Annotated in this window: 15 protein-coding genes; 6 read left to right on the forward strand and 9 right to left on the reverse strand. The window is 72.9% G+C overall.

Annotation, left to right across the window (positions count from 1 at the left end):
- Positions 1-201: 201 nt before the first annotated feature.
- The 9 genes from FLX08_RS12740 to FLX08_RS12770 all read right to left on the reverse strand — a co-directional run bounded on the left by FLX08_RS12740 (position 202) and on the right by FLX08_RS12770 (position 9,637).
- Positions 202-1,305: a TIGR04500 family putative peptide maturation system protein gene (locus FLX08_RS12740; protein ID WP_142619034.1), complete on the reverse strand. Its 1,104-nt coding sequence runs from the start codon at positions 1,303-1,305 to the stop codon at positions 202-204.
- A 73-nt stretch (positions 1,306-1,378) separates the two neighbouring features.
- Complete coding sequence (locus FLX08_RS12745; RefSeq protein WP_244312591.1) at positions 1,379-2,344, reverse strand: MvdC/MvdD family ATP grasp protein; 966 nt, start codon at positions 2,342-2,344, stop codon at positions 1,379-1,381.
- 384 nt (positions 2,345-2,728) lie between these two features.
- Positions 2,729-2,893 carry a hypothetical protein gene (locus FLX08_RS40555; RefSeq protein WP_167530385.1) on the reverse strand — a complete coding sequence of 55 codons (165 nt, stop codon included), beginning with the start codon at positions 2,891-2,893 and terminating at the stop codon, positions 2,729-2,731.
- Positions 2,894-2,903: 10 nt separating this feature from the next.
- The gene (locus FLX08_RS40560; protein ID WP_167530386.1) at positions 2,904-3,056 is read right to left on the reverse strand and encodes a hypothetical protein; all 153 of its coding nucleotides are present in this window, start codon (positions 3,054-3,056) and stop codon (positions 2,904-2,906) included.
- Between the two features lie 134 nt (positions 3,057-3,190).
- Entirely contained in the window at positions 3,191-5,353 is a 2,163-nt protein-coding gene (locus FLX08_RS12750) for a peptidase domain-containing ABC transporter (protein ID WP_142619036.1), read from the reverse strand.
- Positions 5,354-5,477: 124 nt separating this feature from the next.
- Complete coding sequence (locus FLX08_RS12755) at positions 5,478-6,167, reverse strand: gamma-glutamyl-gamma-aminobutyrate hydrolase family protein (protein WP_142619037.1); 690 nt, start codon at positions 6,165-6,167, stop codon at positions 5,478-5,480.
- Between the two features lie 11 nt (positions 6,168-6,178).
- A complete protein-coding gene (locus tag FLX08_RS12760) occupies positions 6,179-6,943 on the reverse strand; it encodes a 3-oxoacyl-ACP reductase (RefSeq protein ID WP_142619038.1) in 765 nt (254 codons plus the stop codon).
- 4 nt (positions 6,944-6,947) lie between these two features.
- Complete coding sequence (locus FLX08_RS12765) at positions 6,948-8,333, reverse strand: aldehyde dehydrogenase family protein (protein WP_425280623.1); 1,386 nt, start codon at positions 8,331-8,333, stop codon at positions 6,948-6,950.
- On the reverse strand, positions 8,300-9,637 hold the full coding sequence (locus FLX08_RS12770; protein ID WP_280117096.1) for a glutamine synthetase family protein: 1,338 nt from the start codon (positions 9,635-9,637) through the stop codon (positions 8,300-8,302). The genes FLX08_RS12765 and FLX08_RS12770 overlap by 34 nt, the downstream gene beginning before the upstream one ends.
- A 146-nt stretch (positions 9,638-9,783) precedes the next feature.
- Here FLX08_RS12770 and FLX08_RS12775 point away from each other — a divergent pair, with 146 nt between their 5' ends.
- The 6 genes from FLX08_RS12775 to FLX08_RS12800 all read left to right on the forward strand — a co-directional run bounded on the left by FLX08_RS12775 (position 9,784) and on the right by FLX08_RS12800 (position 15,469).
- The gene (locus FLX08_RS12775; protein WP_244312593.1) at positions 9,784-10,587 is read left to right on the forward strand and encodes a FadR/GntR family transcriptional regulator; all 804 of its coding nucleotides are present in this window, start codon (positions 9,784-9,786) and stop codon (positions 10,585-10,587) included.
- A gap of 44 nt (positions 10,588-10,631) precedes the next feature.
- On the forward strand, positions 10,632-11,489 hold the full coding sequence (locus tag FLX08_RS12780) for a hypothetical protein (protein ID WP_244312594.1): 858 nt from the start codon (positions 10,632-10,634) through the stop codon (positions 11,487-11,489).
- Positions 11,490-11,584: 95 nt separating this feature from the next.
- Positions 11,585-11,779: a hypothetical protein gene (locus FLX08_RS12785; RefSeq protein ID WP_142619040.1), complete on the forward strand. Its 195-nt coding sequence runs from the start codon at positions 11,585-11,587 to the stop codon at positions 11,777-11,779.
- Positions 11,780-11,817: 38 nt separating this feature from the next.
- Entirely contained in the window at positions 11,818-12,519 is a 702-nt protein-coding gene (locus FLX08_RS12790) for a hypothetical protein (protein WP_244312595.1), read from the forward strand.
- 138 nt (positions 12,520-12,657) lie between these two features.
- Positions 12,658-14,442, forward strand: coding sequence for an ABC transporter ATP-binding protein (locus FLX08_RS12795; RefSeq protein WP_142619041.1), 1,785 nt, complete (start codon positions 12,658-12,660; stop codon positions 14,440-14,442).
- A gap of 340 nt (positions 14,443-14,782) precedes the next feature.
- On the forward strand, positions 14,783-15,469 hold the full coding sequence (locus tag FLX08_RS12800; RefSeq protein ID WP_142619042.1) for an SDR family oxidoreductase: 687 nt from the start codon (positions 14,783-14,785) through the stop codon (positions 15,467-15,469).
- Positions 15,470-15,511 lie beyond the last annotated feature (42 nt).

A 15,511-nucleotide genomic window follows, 5' to 3' on the forward strand; every position in this document is an offset into this window, starting at 1 on the left:
CTGCTCCGCCTGCGCCAATGCCCGGCTCCGCATGCTCCGATACGCCGATAACCCAAATGAAAGCGGTTGCAAGTCAAGCTCTCGCCGGCCGTCCCGTCGGCGGTGTGCGAGGTGACGCCGATTAGCCGGATGATCGGCGCGCGTACGGCGCCACGCCCGGGGGAGGGGTGAATCCGGCCCGGGGATGCGTGAATATCGCGCTCAGCGGGCCGCCGCGGCGCCGCCTTCCGCCGCGGGAGCCCGCAGGGCCTGGTTGACGGCCTCGGTGCGCCGGGCGTCGCCCCACACCCACTCGATGCGGGCTTCACGCCGCCGCCCGGCCAGCCAGTCGTCGAAGAGCCGCTGCTCGATACCCCGCCGGGTGGCGTCGTCGAAAGCGGCGGTCCTGACCTCCACGACCTGGACGACCACGGGGTCGGGTCCGTACGGGCCGAGGACGTCGCCGGGTGAGGCGTCCGCCCCCTCAGGGCCGAGCTCGGCGCGGAACAGGCGCCGCAGCCGGGCGTCCGCGCCGTGGTCGAGCATCTCGGCGGTGGCGGTGGCGGTGGCGGTGGCGGTGGCGGTGGCGTCCGGCGCGCCGATCCGCAGCCGGTCGGCGGCGGCCCGGGCGGCCTCCATCCGGGGATAGCGCAGGAACACCGCGCACAGCCGGTCGTAGGAGCGGGGGCCGGCGGCGAAAACGCCTTCGGCGCGGTCACCGGCGACCCGGCGGCGCAGCCGGGCGATCCCCGCCTCCTGGGCCGCGACGTCCTCCAGACCGGCGTGGTCGAGGCCGCGTTCGGCCATCCACGCCCGGGTGGCCTCGACCGTCAGGAGCCCGCGGGCCCGCCTGAAGGCGTCCAGAGCGTCCTGCAACTCGGCGGTGGACAGGTCTGCCGGGTCGTCGGCCAGCTCCTGCGCGACCAGGGCGGCGTCGACCAGCCTGCTCGCCAGTGAAGTGTCGCTCCACAACTCGTCCAGCACCGCCATGGCCTGCTCCATGGCGACCTCCATGCCGTTGACCCGGACGACGACCTGCTCCCCCGAGTTGCGGCTGCCGCGCAGTGGCCAGGGCAGCGCGCGGTCGGGGGCGAAGGCGATCGAGACCGTCCCGTCGCCCACCGGGAGCAGCAGGTCGTAGTGACAATCGCCGCCGGGGTGGTCACGCTGCCACACCAGCCGCATCGGCACGCCTTCGTGCTCCGCCCGCAGGTCGCCCAGCAGGAGCCTGGCCTCGGTGGGTTCCAGATCACGGATCCGGCGCAGGTACGCCAGGACATCGGTCAGCAGACGGGCCGAAGGAAGAACGGCGCTGTGCGGCGGCATGTCGGGCTCCTCGGGGTGCGGTCGTTCCCGCTCCTCAGAGCGGGATCTGTCGGGCTGGTCGGCGGCGGGGATGTCAGGCCGGTTCGAGCAGGAGATCGCAGAGGGCCTCGCTGATCGGCAGGCCGGTCATGTTCTCGACCCACAACCACTGAGCGTTGGGGTTGACCTCCAGGAAGACGTGGCGGTCGTCCGGCATGACGATCAGGTCGACCGCGCCGTACAGCAGGCCGAGGCGGTCCATCAGCGCCAGGCACCGGTCGGCGATCTCCTCCTGCAACCGGTGCGGCCGATGCGGGGTGGTCCTGGTGTCGTAGTAGCGCCAGTCGAGGCTCGATCGGTTGGACGCCTGCGAGTGGATCTCGGCGGCGAAGATCCGCCGGCCGACGATGGTGACGCGCAGCTCGACGCGCTTCGGCACCATCTCCTGCACGATCAGGGGACAGAACCGCAGGCCGTCGGTGTACGCGAGATCGCGGGGCGACACCGGCTCGGTGAGGCGGGTCGCGGTGAGGCCGCCCGAGACGCCCTCGACGAGCGGGACGTGGAAGGCCTTCGTGATGATCCGGCCGTCGTGCCGGTCGTGGAAGTCGAGGAACGACTCGGCGTCCGTGGTGATCAGCGTCTCCGGGATCGCGAACCCGAGCTCCGCGGCCAGCGAGAGCTGGGAGGACTTCTGGCCGGACCGGCGGAAGACCGACTCGCGGGCGGGCACCTGACGGCACGGCAGCTGCTCCCACAGGTCGCCGAGCAGGCTCTTGCACTCCTGCACCGTGTGGGCGGCGACCGCCGGATCGACGATTTCGGGGTGCGGCTGCGGGGGAGTCGGCCGGCGCCACCACACGGCGGACACCGTGTCGAGGTCGATCGTCTCCTTGTCGCGGCGCAGGATGCGGCGGGTGCCGAGGTCGGCGCCGTAGCCGAGGTCCAGCTTCGCGGAGACGGGGAAGTCGCCGGGGTCGAAGACGCTGACGCGCGCGCCGCGCCGGGCGAGCAGACCGCAGACCCGGTCGGCGTGCGGGTCGTCCTCGCTGGTGAGCACGAGAACGTGAGAAGAGCGCAACGGAGGGCCTTTCGACGTGACTCAACAGACCTGAGCGCGGACGGGCCGCCGCGGCGGGCGCCTTCCGGAAGTGGCCCGAATCCACAGAGCCGCAATCGAGCGGGCCGTGGATCGACGGGCCTGGTGGGTGGGGCGCCGGCGGGAGCCACTGAGCGACCAGAGCCACTGAAGCCGCAGGGCCACTGGAGCCGCAGAGCCACCGGTGCCGCACCGCCGGAGCTACCGCGACCGCCAGAGCTACCGCGACCGCCGGAGCTACCGTGGCCTCCGGGGCCACGGAAGCTGCCGGGGTGGCGTCCCCACCCTGGGCGTCACGGGCGTGCTTCACCCGGCCGGGTCACGCCGTGACGCGGTGAGCATGTGTCAGACGGCGATGTCGTCGTACTTGCACATGTTGTCGGCGTAGCAGCCGGTCCTGTCGAACTCCGGGGCCTGGCCGCCGGTCACGCCGCGCAGGCGCTCCTCGTCCAGTTCCTCGCCCACGGCGTCGATGGCGGTGAGGACCGTGCGAACGGTGCGAGACGTCATGACCCCTCCCTCAGCACAGGTAGTCGTCGTAGCCGGCGCCGGACCGCGTGCGTGCGGCCATGGGGTCCTGCATCCCGCCGGTGATGCCCTCCAGGCGGCTCTCGTCCAGCTCGGCGCCCACCTCGGAGAGGTCGCGCAGCTCGGTCCTGAGCTGTCCGCTCATCGTCTTCTCCTTCCGTCGAGTCGGGAGCCGGGTGGCTCCCCCCGTGTCCCAGAGCCTTTCGTGGTGGTCTTGGAACCGGATTGCGTGAGAGAGGTAAGCGACTTGCGGCCGGCTTTAGCCGCAGCTCGCGAAGGTCAGGCGCCCAGCCGCTGCGCGGCGACGAGGCGGGCGTAGTGCCCGTCGCGGTCGAGCAGCTCGTCCCGGCCGCCGGCCTCCACGATCCGGCCCCGGTCCAGCACGAGGATGAGGTCGGCGTCGCGCACGGTGCTCAGCCGGTGGGCGATGACGACGCGGGTGCCCGCGAAGCGGCGCAGGCTCTCCTCGATCGCGGCCTCGGTCGCGGTGTCGAGGTGGCTCGTGGCCTCGTCGAGCAGCAGCATCCTCGGCTCCGACAGCAGGGCGCGGGCGAGCGCGAGCCGCTGGCGCTGCCCGCCCGACAGCCCGCCGCCGTCGGTGAGCAGCGTGTGGTAGCCCATCGGCATGGCCGCGATCTCCTCGTGCAGGCGGGCCGCCCGGGCCGCCCGTTCCACCTGTTCCGGGGTGGCGGAGGGGACGTTGAGCGCGATGTTGTCGAAGATCGTGCCGTGGAAGAGGACGGGCTCCTGCGGCACCACGCCGAACTGGCGGCGCAGGGCGCGGGGATCGAAGGCGGCGGCGGGCACGCCGTCGTAGCGGATCTCGCCCTCGCCGGGCGTGAGCAGCCCCAGGATCAGCCGGGCCAGGGTGGTCTTGCCGGAGCCCGAGGCGCCGACCAGCGCGACCTTCTGCCCGGCACGCACGGTGACCGTGACGTCCCGCACGATCCACGGGCTGTCGGGGCCATAGCGGAAGCCGACGCCGTCCAGCTCGATCCGTCCGCTGAGCGTACGGGTGACCGGGGCGGCGGGAACGGGCTCGGGCGCGGCGTGCCACACGTCGGCCAGGCGCTCCACGTGCGGCCGGACGACCTGTACGGCCTGCAGACCGGCGATCAGCGAGCTCAGCGGGGCGAGCGCGGCGCCGGCCAGGGCCTGCAGTGCGAGCATCCCGCCGAGCGTCAGCGTGCCGTCCGCCACCTGGCGGGCGCCCGTCCACACGAGGGTGAGCGGGGCGGCGAACTGCAGGGCCCCGAGCAGAGCCTCCTGGAGGGCCTGCGCCCGGCCGCTTCGCCCCGACCGCTCGGCGACGACGGCGACGGCGGTCGCCCATCGGTCCGCGATGCGCGGCTCGGAGCCGGAGGCCTTGACCGTCTCGATGCCGCGCAGGCCCTCGATCAGCCTGCTCTGCAGGTCGTTGCGGGCCTCCGTCTCGCGGTGGGCCAGGTCGCCGACGCGGCGGCGGGTGAGGAGCAGCAGGCCTGCCTGGGCGAGGGCGAACGCGACCAGGCAGCCGCCGATCAGCGGGCTGCGCACGCCGATCGCGATCACGTATCCCAGGGCCAGCGGGGCCTCCAGGAAGGCGAGCGTCACCTGGTTGGTGAGGACCTCGCGGATCAGGGAGGTCGCCAGCACGCGGTTGACCAGGTCGGCGGAGCCGCGCAGGGCGAAGAACCGGTAAGGCGCCGCGAGGAGCCGTTCGCCCGTGACGCGGACCAGCTCGCCGTCCGCGCTCGCCCTGAGCGCGACCATGGCGTATCCGCGCAGCGCCCGGACCAGTCCGTACGCGGCGACCAGGCCGAGCACCCCGAGGCCCGCGACGGCCAGCGGGTCGTGGTCGCCGGCCGGCAGCACCCGGTCGACGACCAGCTCGGTCAGCGCCGGGAGGGCGAAGCCGAACGCCTGCATGACGACGCTGAGCGCCACCAGCAGCGCGAGCAGCCGACGGCGGCCGGCGAAGGCGACGGCGGCCGGCCACCGCCACCAGCGGCCCCGCCGGGGGCGCGCGGTCCGCCGGAATCCGGGGCCCGGGGTGAAGACGAGCAGCATGCCGCTGTAGTCCCGGGCGAGGTCGGCGGCGGCGACGCGACGGCGGCCCGTCTCGGGATCGACGATCGTGATCCCGCCGCGCCCGTGACGCTCGACGACCACGTAGTGGTCGCCCTTCCAGTGCGCGATCGCCGGGAGCGGCGCGTGTGCCAGCCCCTCGGGAGGCAGGGAGAAGGCCCGCGCCTCCAGCCCTCGCCGCCTCGCCGCCCTGATCAGGGTGAGCGCCGAGGTGCCGTCACGGCCGGCGCCCAGCTCCTCGGCGAGCTCGCGCACCTCCACGTGGTGCCCGTACGCGCCGAGGACCATGGCGAGGCAGGCGGGGCCGCACTCGGTGGGGGTGCGCTGGTGGACGACCGGAACCCTGCTGAAAGCTGTGCCGCGATTGAGCCTCATGGTCCACGGAGTGTCGGCCAGGAGGCTTGTCCATCGCTTGTGACCGGCTTCAATCCCGCGGCCCTGAAAAAGCGGCCAAGCAACCCTGGAAAAGCGGCCGGGCGACCTTGGAAAAGGCGGCGGCTCAGCGGCGGGCGGCGGCCACCAGGGCGTGGAACAGCGGGCCGTCCTCGTCGGCCTCCGGGTGCCACTGGACGGCCAGGGCGAACGCCGCGCCCGTGACCTCGACGGCCTCGATCGTGCCGTCGTCCGAGCGGGCGGTGACCTCCAGCCCGTCCGCCAGGCGGTCGATCGCCTGGTGATGATAGTGGGCGGGCGTGAGCTCCTCGCCGTCGTAGATCTTGGCCAACCCCGGCGAGAGCCGTACGGGGAGGCGGCCGAACGTCCCGGGCGCGGGGGAGTGGGCGGTGTGGCCGACCACGCCGGGCAGGTGCTGGTGGAGGGTGCCGCCCAGCGCAACGTTGAGCACCTGCAGGCCCCGGCAGATGCCGAGGAACGGCAGGCCGGTGCGCAGCGCCGCCTCCATCAGCCCGAACTCCGCCTCGTCGCGGAACTCCCTGACATATCCGGTCTGTTCCGCGGGCGCCGCGCCGTAGCGGGCGGGGTCGATGTCGCCCCCGCCCGCGATGATCAGCCCGTCCAGCCGCTCCACCAGCGCGGCGGGCTCCCCGGCCGGCGGCAGGATGACCGGCTGGCCTCCCGCCCGCGCGATGTGGTCGACGTACATGTACGGCAGCAGCGCCGCCGGCATGTCCCAGACGGTGAACCTCGCCGGCTCGACGTAGCACGTCACGCCGATCACGGGACGGGCCATGGCATACCCCCTTACAGCGGAGTGACGTACGCGCCGGAGATGCCGCCGTCGACCAGGAACTCCGAGGCGGTGATGAACGACGCGTCGTCGGAGGCGAGGAACGCGACCGCCGCGGCGATCTCCTCGGCCCGGGCGAAACGGCCGATCGGCACGTGGACGAGACGGCGCTGGGCGCGCTCGGGGTCCTTGGCGAACAGCTCCCGCAGCAGCGGGGTGTCCACAGGTCCGGGGCACAGCGCGTTGACCCGGATGCCCTCGCGGGCGAACTGGACGCCCAGCTCGCGGCTCATCGCGAGCACGCCGCCCTTGGAGGCGGTGTAGGAGATCTGCGACGTGGCCGAGCCCATGACCGCGACGAACGACGCGGTGTTGACGATCGAGCCCTTGCCCTGCCGCCGCATGTACGGGATCACGTGCTTGCAGCACAGGTAGACGCTGGTGAGATTGACCTCCTGCACCCGGCGCCAGGCGTCGAGGCCGGTCTCCAGGATGGAGTCGTCGTCCGGCGGCGAGATGCCCGCGTTGTTGAACGCGATGTCGACGCTGCCGAACTCCTCGAACGCGGTCCGGTACATCCGGGTCACGTCGTCCTCGTTCGCCACGTCGGCCTTGACGAACAGGCCGCCGACCTCCGCGGCCGCCTTCGCGCCGGCCTCCTCGTCGAGGTCGGCCACCACGACCTTGGCGCCCTCCTGGGCGAACCGGCGGGCCGTGGCCAGGCCGATGCCGCTGCCCGCGCCGGTGATGACGGCGACGCGGTCCTGCAAACGCTGCATTGATCTACTCCGTCGAGATGAAGACGTTCTTGGTCTCGGTGAAGGCCGACAGGGCGTCCGGGCCGAGCTCCCGGCCGAGGCCCGACTGCTTGAAGCCGCCGAACGGGGTCCAGTAGCGGACGCTGGAGTGCGAGTTCACCGACAGGTTGCCCGCTTCGACGGCCCGCGCCACGCGCAGCGCCCGGCCGACGTCGCGGGTCCAGATCGACCCCGACAGGCCGTACGCCGTGTCGTTGGCGATCCGCACGGCGTCGGCCTCGTCCTCGAACGGCACGACCGACACCACGGGCCCGAAGATCTCCTCGGTGAACGCCCTGCGGAAGGACTCCGAGGACGACCCGGCAAGCACGGTCGGCGGGAACCAGAAGCCGGGGCCCGCCGGGCACGACCCGGCGGCGTACACGTCGGCCCGGGTGACGAACGACGCGACGCGCTCCCGGTGCTCGGCGCTGATCAGCGGGCCCATCTGGGTCGCCGGGTCGTTCGGGTCGCCGACCCGCACCGCGCGCACCGCCTCGGCGAGCCGTGCGAGGAAGTCGTCGTAGACGGAACGCTCCACCAGGATGCGCGAGCGGGCGCAGCAGTCCTGACCGGAGTTGTCGAAGACCGCCATCGGGGCGGACTCCGCCGCCCGGGCGAGGTCGGCGTCGGCGAAGACGATGTTGGCGCTCTTGCCGCCCAGCTCCAGCGTCACCCGCTTGACCTGCTCGGCGGCCTTGGCGCCGATCAGTTTGCCGACCTCCGTCGAGCCGGTGAACACGATCTTCCGGACGTCCGGGTGCTCGACGAGCCGGGCGCCGGCCACCTCACCCTCGCCGGGCACGACCTGCAGCACGTCCTCGGGCAGCCCGGCCTCCAGGGCGAGCTCGGCCAGCCGCAGCGCGGTCAGCGGCGTCCACTCGGCCGGCTTGACGATCACCGTGTTGCCGGCGGCCAGGGCCGGGGCGACTCCCCAGGTCATGATGACCATCGGGAAGTTCCACGGCACGATGACCCCGACCACGCCCAGCGGCTCGGCGAACGTGACGTCCACCCCGCCCGGCACCGGGATCTGCTTGCCGTGATCGCGCTCGGGCGCGCCCGCGTAGAAGTTCAGCACGTCGCGGACGTTGCCCGCCTCCCAGCGGGCGTTGCCGATCGTGTGCCCGGCGTTGGCGATCTCCAGCCGCGCCAGCTCCTCCGCGTGGTCCTCCACGACCTGCGCGAAGCGGCGCAGCAGCCGGGCCCGCTCGCCCGGGGCGACCGCCCGCCACGCCGGGAAGGCCCGTACGGCCCGCTCGACCGCCCGGTCCACCTCGGCGGCGTCCGCCATCTCGACCTCGGCGACCACGTCTTCGGTCGCCGGATTGACTATCTTCACAGCCGTTCGAACCCCCGATAGAGCTCCCAGTCGGTGACCGCCGCGTCGAAGGCGGCCAGCTCGACCCGCGCGTTGTTGGCGTAGTGCGCGACCACGTCCTTGCCGAACGCCTCCTCGGCGGTCGGCGACCCCTCCCACAGCGCCAGGGCGTCGCGGAGCGTGGCGGGCACCCGCTCGGCCCCGGAATCGTACGCGTTGCCGGTGAACGGCTCCTCCAGCTCCAGCCCGTCGTCGATGCCGCACAGCCCCGCCGCGATCATGGCGGCGACCGCCAGGTAGGGATTCACGTCGCCGCCCGGCACCCGGTTCTCGATCCGCAGCGAGGGGCCGTGGCCGACCAGCCGCAGCGAGCAGGTGCGGTTGTCCACGCCCCACTTGACGGCCGTGGGCGCGAAGCTGCCGGGCACGAACCGCTTGTAGGAGTTGATGTTGGGCGCGTAGAGCAGGGTCAGCTCGCGCATCGCCGCGAGCTGACCGGCGATGAACCGCCGCCCGGTCTCCGACAGCCCGTACGGCTCGCCGCCCGCCATCACGGGGGTGCCGTCGGCGTCGCGCAGGGAGATGTGGATGTGGCAGGAGTTGCCCTCGCGCTGGTTCGGCTTGGCCATGAAGGTGATCGACCTGCCGTCCTGGGCGGCGATCTCCTTGGCGCCGTTCTTGTAGAACACGTGGTTGTCGCAGGTGGTCAGCGCGTCGGCGAACCGGAAGGCGATCTCGTGCTGGCCGAGGTTGCACTCGCCCTTGGCCGACTCGACGTACAGCCCGGCGCCCTCCATGCCGAGCCTGATCTTGCGCAGCAGCGGTTCGATGCGGGAGGTGCCGAGCAGCGAGTAGTCGACGTTGTAGAGGTTGGCCGGGGTCAGGTCGCGGTAGCCCCGCTGCCAGGCCTGCTCGTAGCTGTCGTCGTAGACGACGAACTCCAGCTCGGTGCCGACGTACGCGGTCCAGCCGCGTTCGGCGAGCCGGGCGAGCTGGCGGCGCAGGATCTGCCGGGGGGAGGCCACGACGTCGGCGCCGTCCTCCCACACCAGGTCGGCGAGCAGCAGCACGGTGCCCTCGTGCCAGGGCACGCGGCGCAGCGTCGACAGGTCGGGCCGCATGACGAAGTCGCCGTAGCCGCGCTCCCAGGACGACATCGCGTAGCCGTCCACGGTGTTCATGTCGACGTCCACCGCGAGCAGGTAGTTGCAGCCCTCCGCGGCGTGGCTCAGCACCTCCTCCAGGAAGTACCGCGCCGAAAGCCGCTTGCCCTGCAGCCGCCCCTGCATGTCGGTGACCGCGAGCAGGACCGTGTCCACGCGGCCCGCTTCGACGTCATCGCGGAGTCGATCCACGCTGAGCACGGTGCCTCCCGTCCAAAAGTCTGGAATCAGACCATTGAGGGCATGCAAGCACCATGTTCCCCTCGTCGTCAACAATGCCCGAGGGGATTAACCTCGATCACAGGGACGGGGGACCCGCTGTGACGGGTGGAGGGACGATGCGCATGGAGATCACCCCGGCGGAGGCGTCCGTCTCCCGTTCCCGGACCCCGGCCGAGCCCGCGTCCCGGGACGCGGTCGTGGGGATCACCGGCGCGGTGTCGCTGCTGCGGCCCGTGCGGGCGGGCAACGCGTTCGAGGAGACCGTCGAGCGCCTGCTCCAGGCCATCAAGCTCGGCGTCGTCCCCTATGGCGAGAAGCTCCCGGCGGAGCGCGAGCTGGCCTCCCGGCTCGGCATCAGCAGGGTCACGCTGCGCGAGGCGATCCGCGCGCTGCAGGAGGCCGGCTATCTCGACGTACGGCGTGGCCGGTATGGCGGGGCCTTCGTCGTCTACCAGCCGCCGAGCCCGCGCAAGGGCGACCTGCGCAGGGCCGTCACCCGCATGGGAGAGGACGACCTCGAAGACGCCCTGACGTTCCGGTTGGCCGTCGAGTGCGGCGCGGCCCGGGTGCTCGCGACCGCCGAGCTGTCCCCCGGGCAGCGGGAGACGCTCGCCGCCCGGCTGGCCGGGGTGAACGACGCGGCGCCGGCCGACTATCGCAGGATGGACATCGCGTTCCACCTGGCGATCGCGGAGCTGAGCGGCTCGCCGCTGCTGGCCGCCGCGTGCGCCGACGCCCGGCTGCGGGTCACCGACCTGCTCAACGCGATCCCCGTGCTGCGGCCCAACATCGAGCACGCCGCGGTGCAGCACGCCGCCATCGCCGCCGCGATCCTGGACGGCGACCCCGAGGCGGCCGAACGGGCGGTGGCCGAGCACCTGGAGGGCACGGCGGCCCTGCTGCGCGGCTTTCTCGCCTGACCACTTCCTCCGCGCCGTACCATCGGAGGCCGGGGGATCGCTTGATGTCCAGCTGGTTTCACGAACGCATTATCGAGGCGCACCGCCTGCCGCTGTTCTGCTTCTTCGTCGCGCTGATCACGGCGTTCGTCTTCACGCGGGTGAACGTACGGCTGATCAGGGCACGGGTGCGGTGGCTCGGCAACGTCAGCGTGGGCGAGATGCACATCCACCACGTGGTGTTCGGCGTGGTGCTCACGCTGCTCGGCGGGGTGGCCGGGCTGGTCCTGTCGGACGTGTCCACGGGGTGGTACTCGTTCTCCGCGGCCGTGTTCGGCGTGGGCGCCGCCCTCGTGCTCGACGAGTTCGCGCTGATCCTGCACCTGCGCGACGTCTACTGGCAGGAGGAGGGCCGCACCTCCGTCGACGCGGTCTTCGTGGCGATCGCCGCCACCGGCCTGCTGCTGCTCGGGCTGCGCCCGCTCGCCTGGAACGGCGCGGACGGCGGCCACTGGACGGCTCTCGTCTTCCTCTTCGTCAACCTCGTCTTCGCCGTGATCACCCTGCTCAAGGGGAAGATCTGGAGCGGCCTGCTGGGCCTGTTCGTGCCGCCGCTGCTGTACGTGGGGGCGGTGCGGGTGGCCCGTCCCGGCTCGCCCTGGGCCCGCTGGTGCTACTCGGACCGGGCCCGGAGGCCCCGGCCGCGCCTGATGGCCAAGGCGGTCCACCGGGAGGATCGCTGGCGCCGCCCGGTCATCCGGGCGAAGATCGCGGTGCAGGAGTTCGTCTCCGGCCGCCACGACCTGCCCGCGCCCGCGCTGCCCGACCGGCACCTCCGGCGGCGGGTCGTGTCCCCCCGTCCCCGTCAGGGGGCGGAGCACCCCGGGCGTCCCTGGCGGTCGGGCCGGCCGCGCGCCCACTGACGAACCGCCGATGCCGCTCACAGGAAGAGCATTTCGGCCGGTTCTGTGGGTATTTCACCCCAGGTAAGAACTGTTGGGGGGCGGGAGGGGCGGTAATGGAGTCTCGCGAGCGGTTCGTGTTCCAGCGGATGGCGGCACAGCTCAAAAGGGAGGCGGCGCTGCTGACGGGGGATCGCCTCATGGCGGCGGAGGCACGCGCGGAGGAGGCCGAGGCCGACCTGTGCCTCACCTGGTACGCGATCATGGACACCACCCGGCACATCCGCCTGACCTATGGAGTGCCGGGATGAGGGATCATCACGGTGGGTGCGCGGGCGATACTGATGTGGTGACCGCGTCTTGCGCCTTCCCGGCGCCCCCGTTCCACCTGCGCCTCATCGAGGACGCGCGGCCGGTCCTCGACCGCTACGGCCTGCTGCTCGCCGGCGGCTACGCGCTGCTGGCGCACGGGTGCACGTCGAGGCCGGTCGACGACCTCACCTTCGCCACCGGTGCCGAGGCGCCGCTGGAGGAGGCCGGCCGGGCACTGGCCGAGGCGTTCGGGAGCACCGGCCTGTCGGCCGAGGTGTGCGAGGCCGGCGCCCGCATCGGCCGCGTCGTCGTCACCGACGAGATCACCGGCCAGTCGTGCGAGGTCGCCCTGCTCCGCGAGCCGCTGCGCGACCGGCCCGCCGACATCGGCCCCTGCCGGGTGCTCGGCCTGGACGACGCCGTGGGGCTCAAGGTCCGCGCCCTGCAGGACCGCGGCCTGCCGCGCGACTTCGCCGACGTGGCCTCGGTGTCCGGCCTCTACTCCTTCCGCCTGCTCGAACGGCTCGGCGCGCGCTACGACGACGAGTGGCGGGTCGAGGACCTGGTCGAGCGGCTGGAGACCGTCGACCTGCTTGCCGACGAGGCGTTCGGCGGCCTGGACGAGGAGGGCGTCGCCGCCGTACGCCGCTTCGCGTACGCCTGGGCGGAGGACATCAAACTGCGCCGCGTCGACGACGGCGACGCCGAGTTCGACCTGGACGTCCCCGGCCTGGACTGATCCACGAGGCCGAAATCCCCGCGCGCACCGGCGTTTCCGGTGAATTAGGGTCTCCGGCAGATCGCGCACAGGCTGCGCAGGGCCCGGGCACAGGGTCGGCGCGCCCGGTCCGTGCGCAGTGCTCGCGGAGGGGGCTCCATGGGGACGGAGGGCGACGGCCCTGACGGAGGACGGCCCGCGCCACGGCCGAAGGCGTCGCTGGGGGAGCGCGCCGCCTGGCGGCTGCTGCTCGACCAGGTGCGGCCCCACCGGCGGGTGCTGCTGCTGGGCGGCCTGCTCAGCCTCGTCGGCAGCCTCACCGGGCTCGCCATGCCGGTCATGGCCAAGCGGGTGATCGACACGTTCGGCGCGGGCGGCGCGCTGGCGGGCCCCGTGCTCGGGCTGTCGGCCGCGGTCCTGGCCGGGGCGCTGATCTCGGCGGCCGGGCGGTTCCTGCTGGAGCGGATGGGCGAGACCATCGTGCTCGACTCGCGCCGGGGCCTGGTCGACCGCATCCTGCGGCTCACGGTCTCCGACGTCGACCGGCTCAAGCCCGGCGACCTGCTGTCGCGGGTGAGCTCCGACACCACTCTGCTGCGGGCCGTGTGCACGGACGCGCTGGCCTCGCTGGTCGGCTCGGTGTTCACGTTCCTGGGCGCCGCCGTGATGATGGCGATCATGGACGGCCTGCTGCTGGTCGTCACGCTCGCCGTCGTCGCGCTGGTCGGGCTCCTGGGCGTGGTCATCGCCCCGCGCATCCGCCGCGCGTCCCTTCAGGCGCAGGTGGCGCTCGGCGAGATGGGCTCGATGCTCGACCGCGCCCTCCAGGCGTTCCGTACGGTCAAGGCCAGCGGCGCGGAGACGCGGGAGATCGCGGCGGTGGGCACGGCCGCCGCCGAGGCGCGCGACCGGGGCGTGGCCGCCGCCGCGTGGACCTCGCTGGCCGGGATCGGCGCGTGGATGTCGATCCAGCTCGCGTTCCTCGCGGTGCTGGGGGTCGGCGGCGCCCGGGTCGCCTCGGGGGAGATGGAGATCTCCACCCTGATCGCGTTCCTCATGTACCTGTTCTACCTGGTCTCCCCGATCGGCCAGATCGTGCAGAGCCTCACGCAGATCCAGAACGGCCTGGCCGCGGTGACCCGCATCCAGGAGATCACCACGCTGCGCACCGAGCCCGCGGCCCCGGCGGCGCGGGCGGGGGGCGAGCCGGTCGGGGTGACGTTCTCCGAGGTCGTCTTCCGCTACGGCGACGACCGGCCGGTGGTCCACCAGGGCGTGACGTTCGAGGTGCCGGCCGGCGGCATGACCGCGCTGGTCGGCCCTTCGGGCGCGGGCAAGTCGACGGTGTTCGGCCTCGTCGAGCGGTTCTACGAGCCGCAGGAGGGGACGATCACCGTCGGCGGGCGCGACATCCGCGACTGGCCGCTCGGCGAGCTGCGGGCCATGCTCGGCTACGTCGAGCAGGACGCCCCCGTGCTCGCGGGGACGTTGCGGGAGAACCTCGTCTTCGGCGCGCCCGGAGCGACCGACGAGGAGGTCGCCCGCGCCCTCGCCCGTACGCGCCTGGACGACCTGGTCGCGCGGCTGCCCGAGGGACTGGAGACGCCGGTCGGCCATCGCGGCGTGCTGCTGTCGGGCGGCGAGCGGCAGCGGGTCGCCATCGCCAGGGCGCTGCTGCGCAAACCCAGGCTGCTGCTCCTGGACGAGGCGACCTCCCAGCTCGACGCGGTCAACGAGATGCGGCTGCGGGAGGTCGTGGCGGAGGTGGCGCGCGAGACGACGGTCCTGGTGATCGCCCACCGCCTGTCCACCGTGACCGGCGCCGACCGGATCGTGGTGATGGAGGCCGGCCGCGTGCGGGCCTGGGGCACCCACGACGAGCTGGTCTCGGCCGACGAGCTCTACCGCGAGCTGGCCGCCACGCAGTTCCTCGTCTCGTCCTGACCGGCGCCCGGCGATCTCCGCCCGGCCGGCGCCCGTGATCTCCGCAGACGCCGATGGCGAAGCCGTGAGCAGCCCTTACACCGGGCCACAGCTTCTTTCGACCGGAGACCGGGAAGGTCGGTGGTGCGTAACCTCTCCTTCACCACCGCCCGGTTGCCGGTGCCATCGCGCGTGCGGGCGCGTCCGGTGACCCGGGTCGGAGGCGGGGCGTCCCGGTCATGCCGGGGCGCCCCGCCATGCTTCACCCGCTACCCGGTCCCGCGCTCAATGATCACTTTCGGCGGAGAAACCCGGCACGCGGTGTGCGGCAAGATCCGCGCGGCGCTCTAAGGTGAGGTCCATGCGACCCACGGCTCTGATCACCGGCGCCTCGCGGGGCGTGGGGGCGGCGATCGCCCGTGCCCTCGCCTCCGACTACGACCTCTTTTTGGGCGGCCGGGACGGCACGGCGCTCGACGCGCTGTGCGCGGAACTGCCCGCCGCCCGCCCCTGGGCGGTGGAGCTGACCGAGCTCACCCCTGCGGACGTGGAGGGGATCGACCGGCTCGACCTGCTGGTCCACAGCGCGGGCGTCGCCAGCGTCGGGCCCCTGGCCGACACCCCCGCCCGCGAGTGGCGGCGGCTGCTGGAGGTCAACGTCGTCGCGGTCGCCGAGCTGACCCGGCTGCTGCTGCCCGCGCTGCGGGCGGCACGCGGGCACGTCGTGCTGATCAACTCGGGGGCCGGGCAGCGGGCCAACGCCAACTGGGGCGCCTACGCCGCGAGCAAGTTCGCCCTGCGCGCGTTCGGCGACACACTGCGCGAGGAGGAGCACGCCAACGGCGTCCGGGTCACCGCGATCTTCCCCGGGCGGGTGAACACGGACATGCAAAGACGCATCCGGGCCCAGGAAGGAGGGCCGTACGAGCCGGGAAAATACCTGGAGCCGGAATCGGTGGCGCGGGCCGTGCTGGCCGCGCTGACGGCGACGCCCGACGCCCACGTCACCGAGATCACCGTGCGGCCGGCTGGGGGACCGACCCGCTGACGCCCCCCCGAGGCGCGGGGGACGGATGTTCATTACAGTGGC

The organism is Microbispora hainanensis (assembly GCF_006874475.1).
GTDB lineage: Bacteria > Actinomycetota > Actinomycetes > Streptosporangiales > Streptosporangiaceae > Microbispora > Microbispora hainanensis.

What these genes read in the sequence shown, in the direction of transcription:
- FLX08_RS40560 (WP_167530386.1), bottom strand. Translation starts at nt 3,056, where the DNA reads ATGAGCGGACAGCTCAGGACCGAGCTGCGCGACCTCTCCGAGGTGGGC.
- FLX08_RS40555 (WP_167530385.1), bottom strand. Translation starts at nt 2,893, where the DNA reads ATGACGTCTCGCACCGTTCGCACGGTCCTCACCGCCATCGACGCCGTG.
- FLX08_RS12785 (WP_142619040.1), top strand. Translation starts at nt 11,585, where the DNA reads ATGGAGTCTCGCGAGCGGTTCGTGTTCCAGCGGATGGCGGCACAGCTC.
- FLX08_RS12795 (WP_142619041.1), top strand. Translation starts at nt 12,658, where the DNA reads ATGGGGACGGAGGGCGACGGCCCTGACGGAGGACGGCCCGCGCCACGG.
- FLX08_RS12750 (WP_142619036.1), bottom strand. Translation starts at nt 5,353, where the DNA reads ATGAGGCTCAATCGCGGCACAGCTTTCAGCAGGGTTCCGGTCGTCCAC.
- FLX08_RS12760 (WP_142619038.1), bottom strand. Translation starts at nt 6,943, where the DNA reads ATGCAGCGTTTGCAGGACCGCGTCGCCGTCATCACCGGCGCGGGCAGC.
- FLX08_RS12775 (WP_244312593.1), top strand. Translation starts at nt 9,784, where the DNA reads ATGCGCATGGAGATCACCCCGGCGGAGGCGTCCGTCTCCCGTTCCCGG.
- FLX08_RS12755 (WP_142619037.1), bottom strand. Translation starts at nt 6,167, where the DNA reads ATGGCCCGTCCCGTGATCGGCGTGACGTGCTACGTCGAGCCGGCGAGG.
- FLX08_RS12740 (WP_142619034.1), bottom strand. Translation starts at nt 1,305, where the DNA reads ATGCCGCCGCACAGCGCCGTTCTTCCTTCGGCCCGTCTGCTGACCGAT.
- FLX08_RS12800 (WP_142619042.1), top strand. Translation starts at nt 14,783, where the DNA reads ATGCGACCCACGGCTCTGATCACCGGCGCCTCGCGGGGCGTGGGGGCG.
- FLX08_RS12780 (WP_244312594.1), top strand. Translation starts at nt 10,632, where the DNA reads ATGTCCAGCTGGTTTCACGAACGCATTATCGAGGCGCACCGCCTGCCG.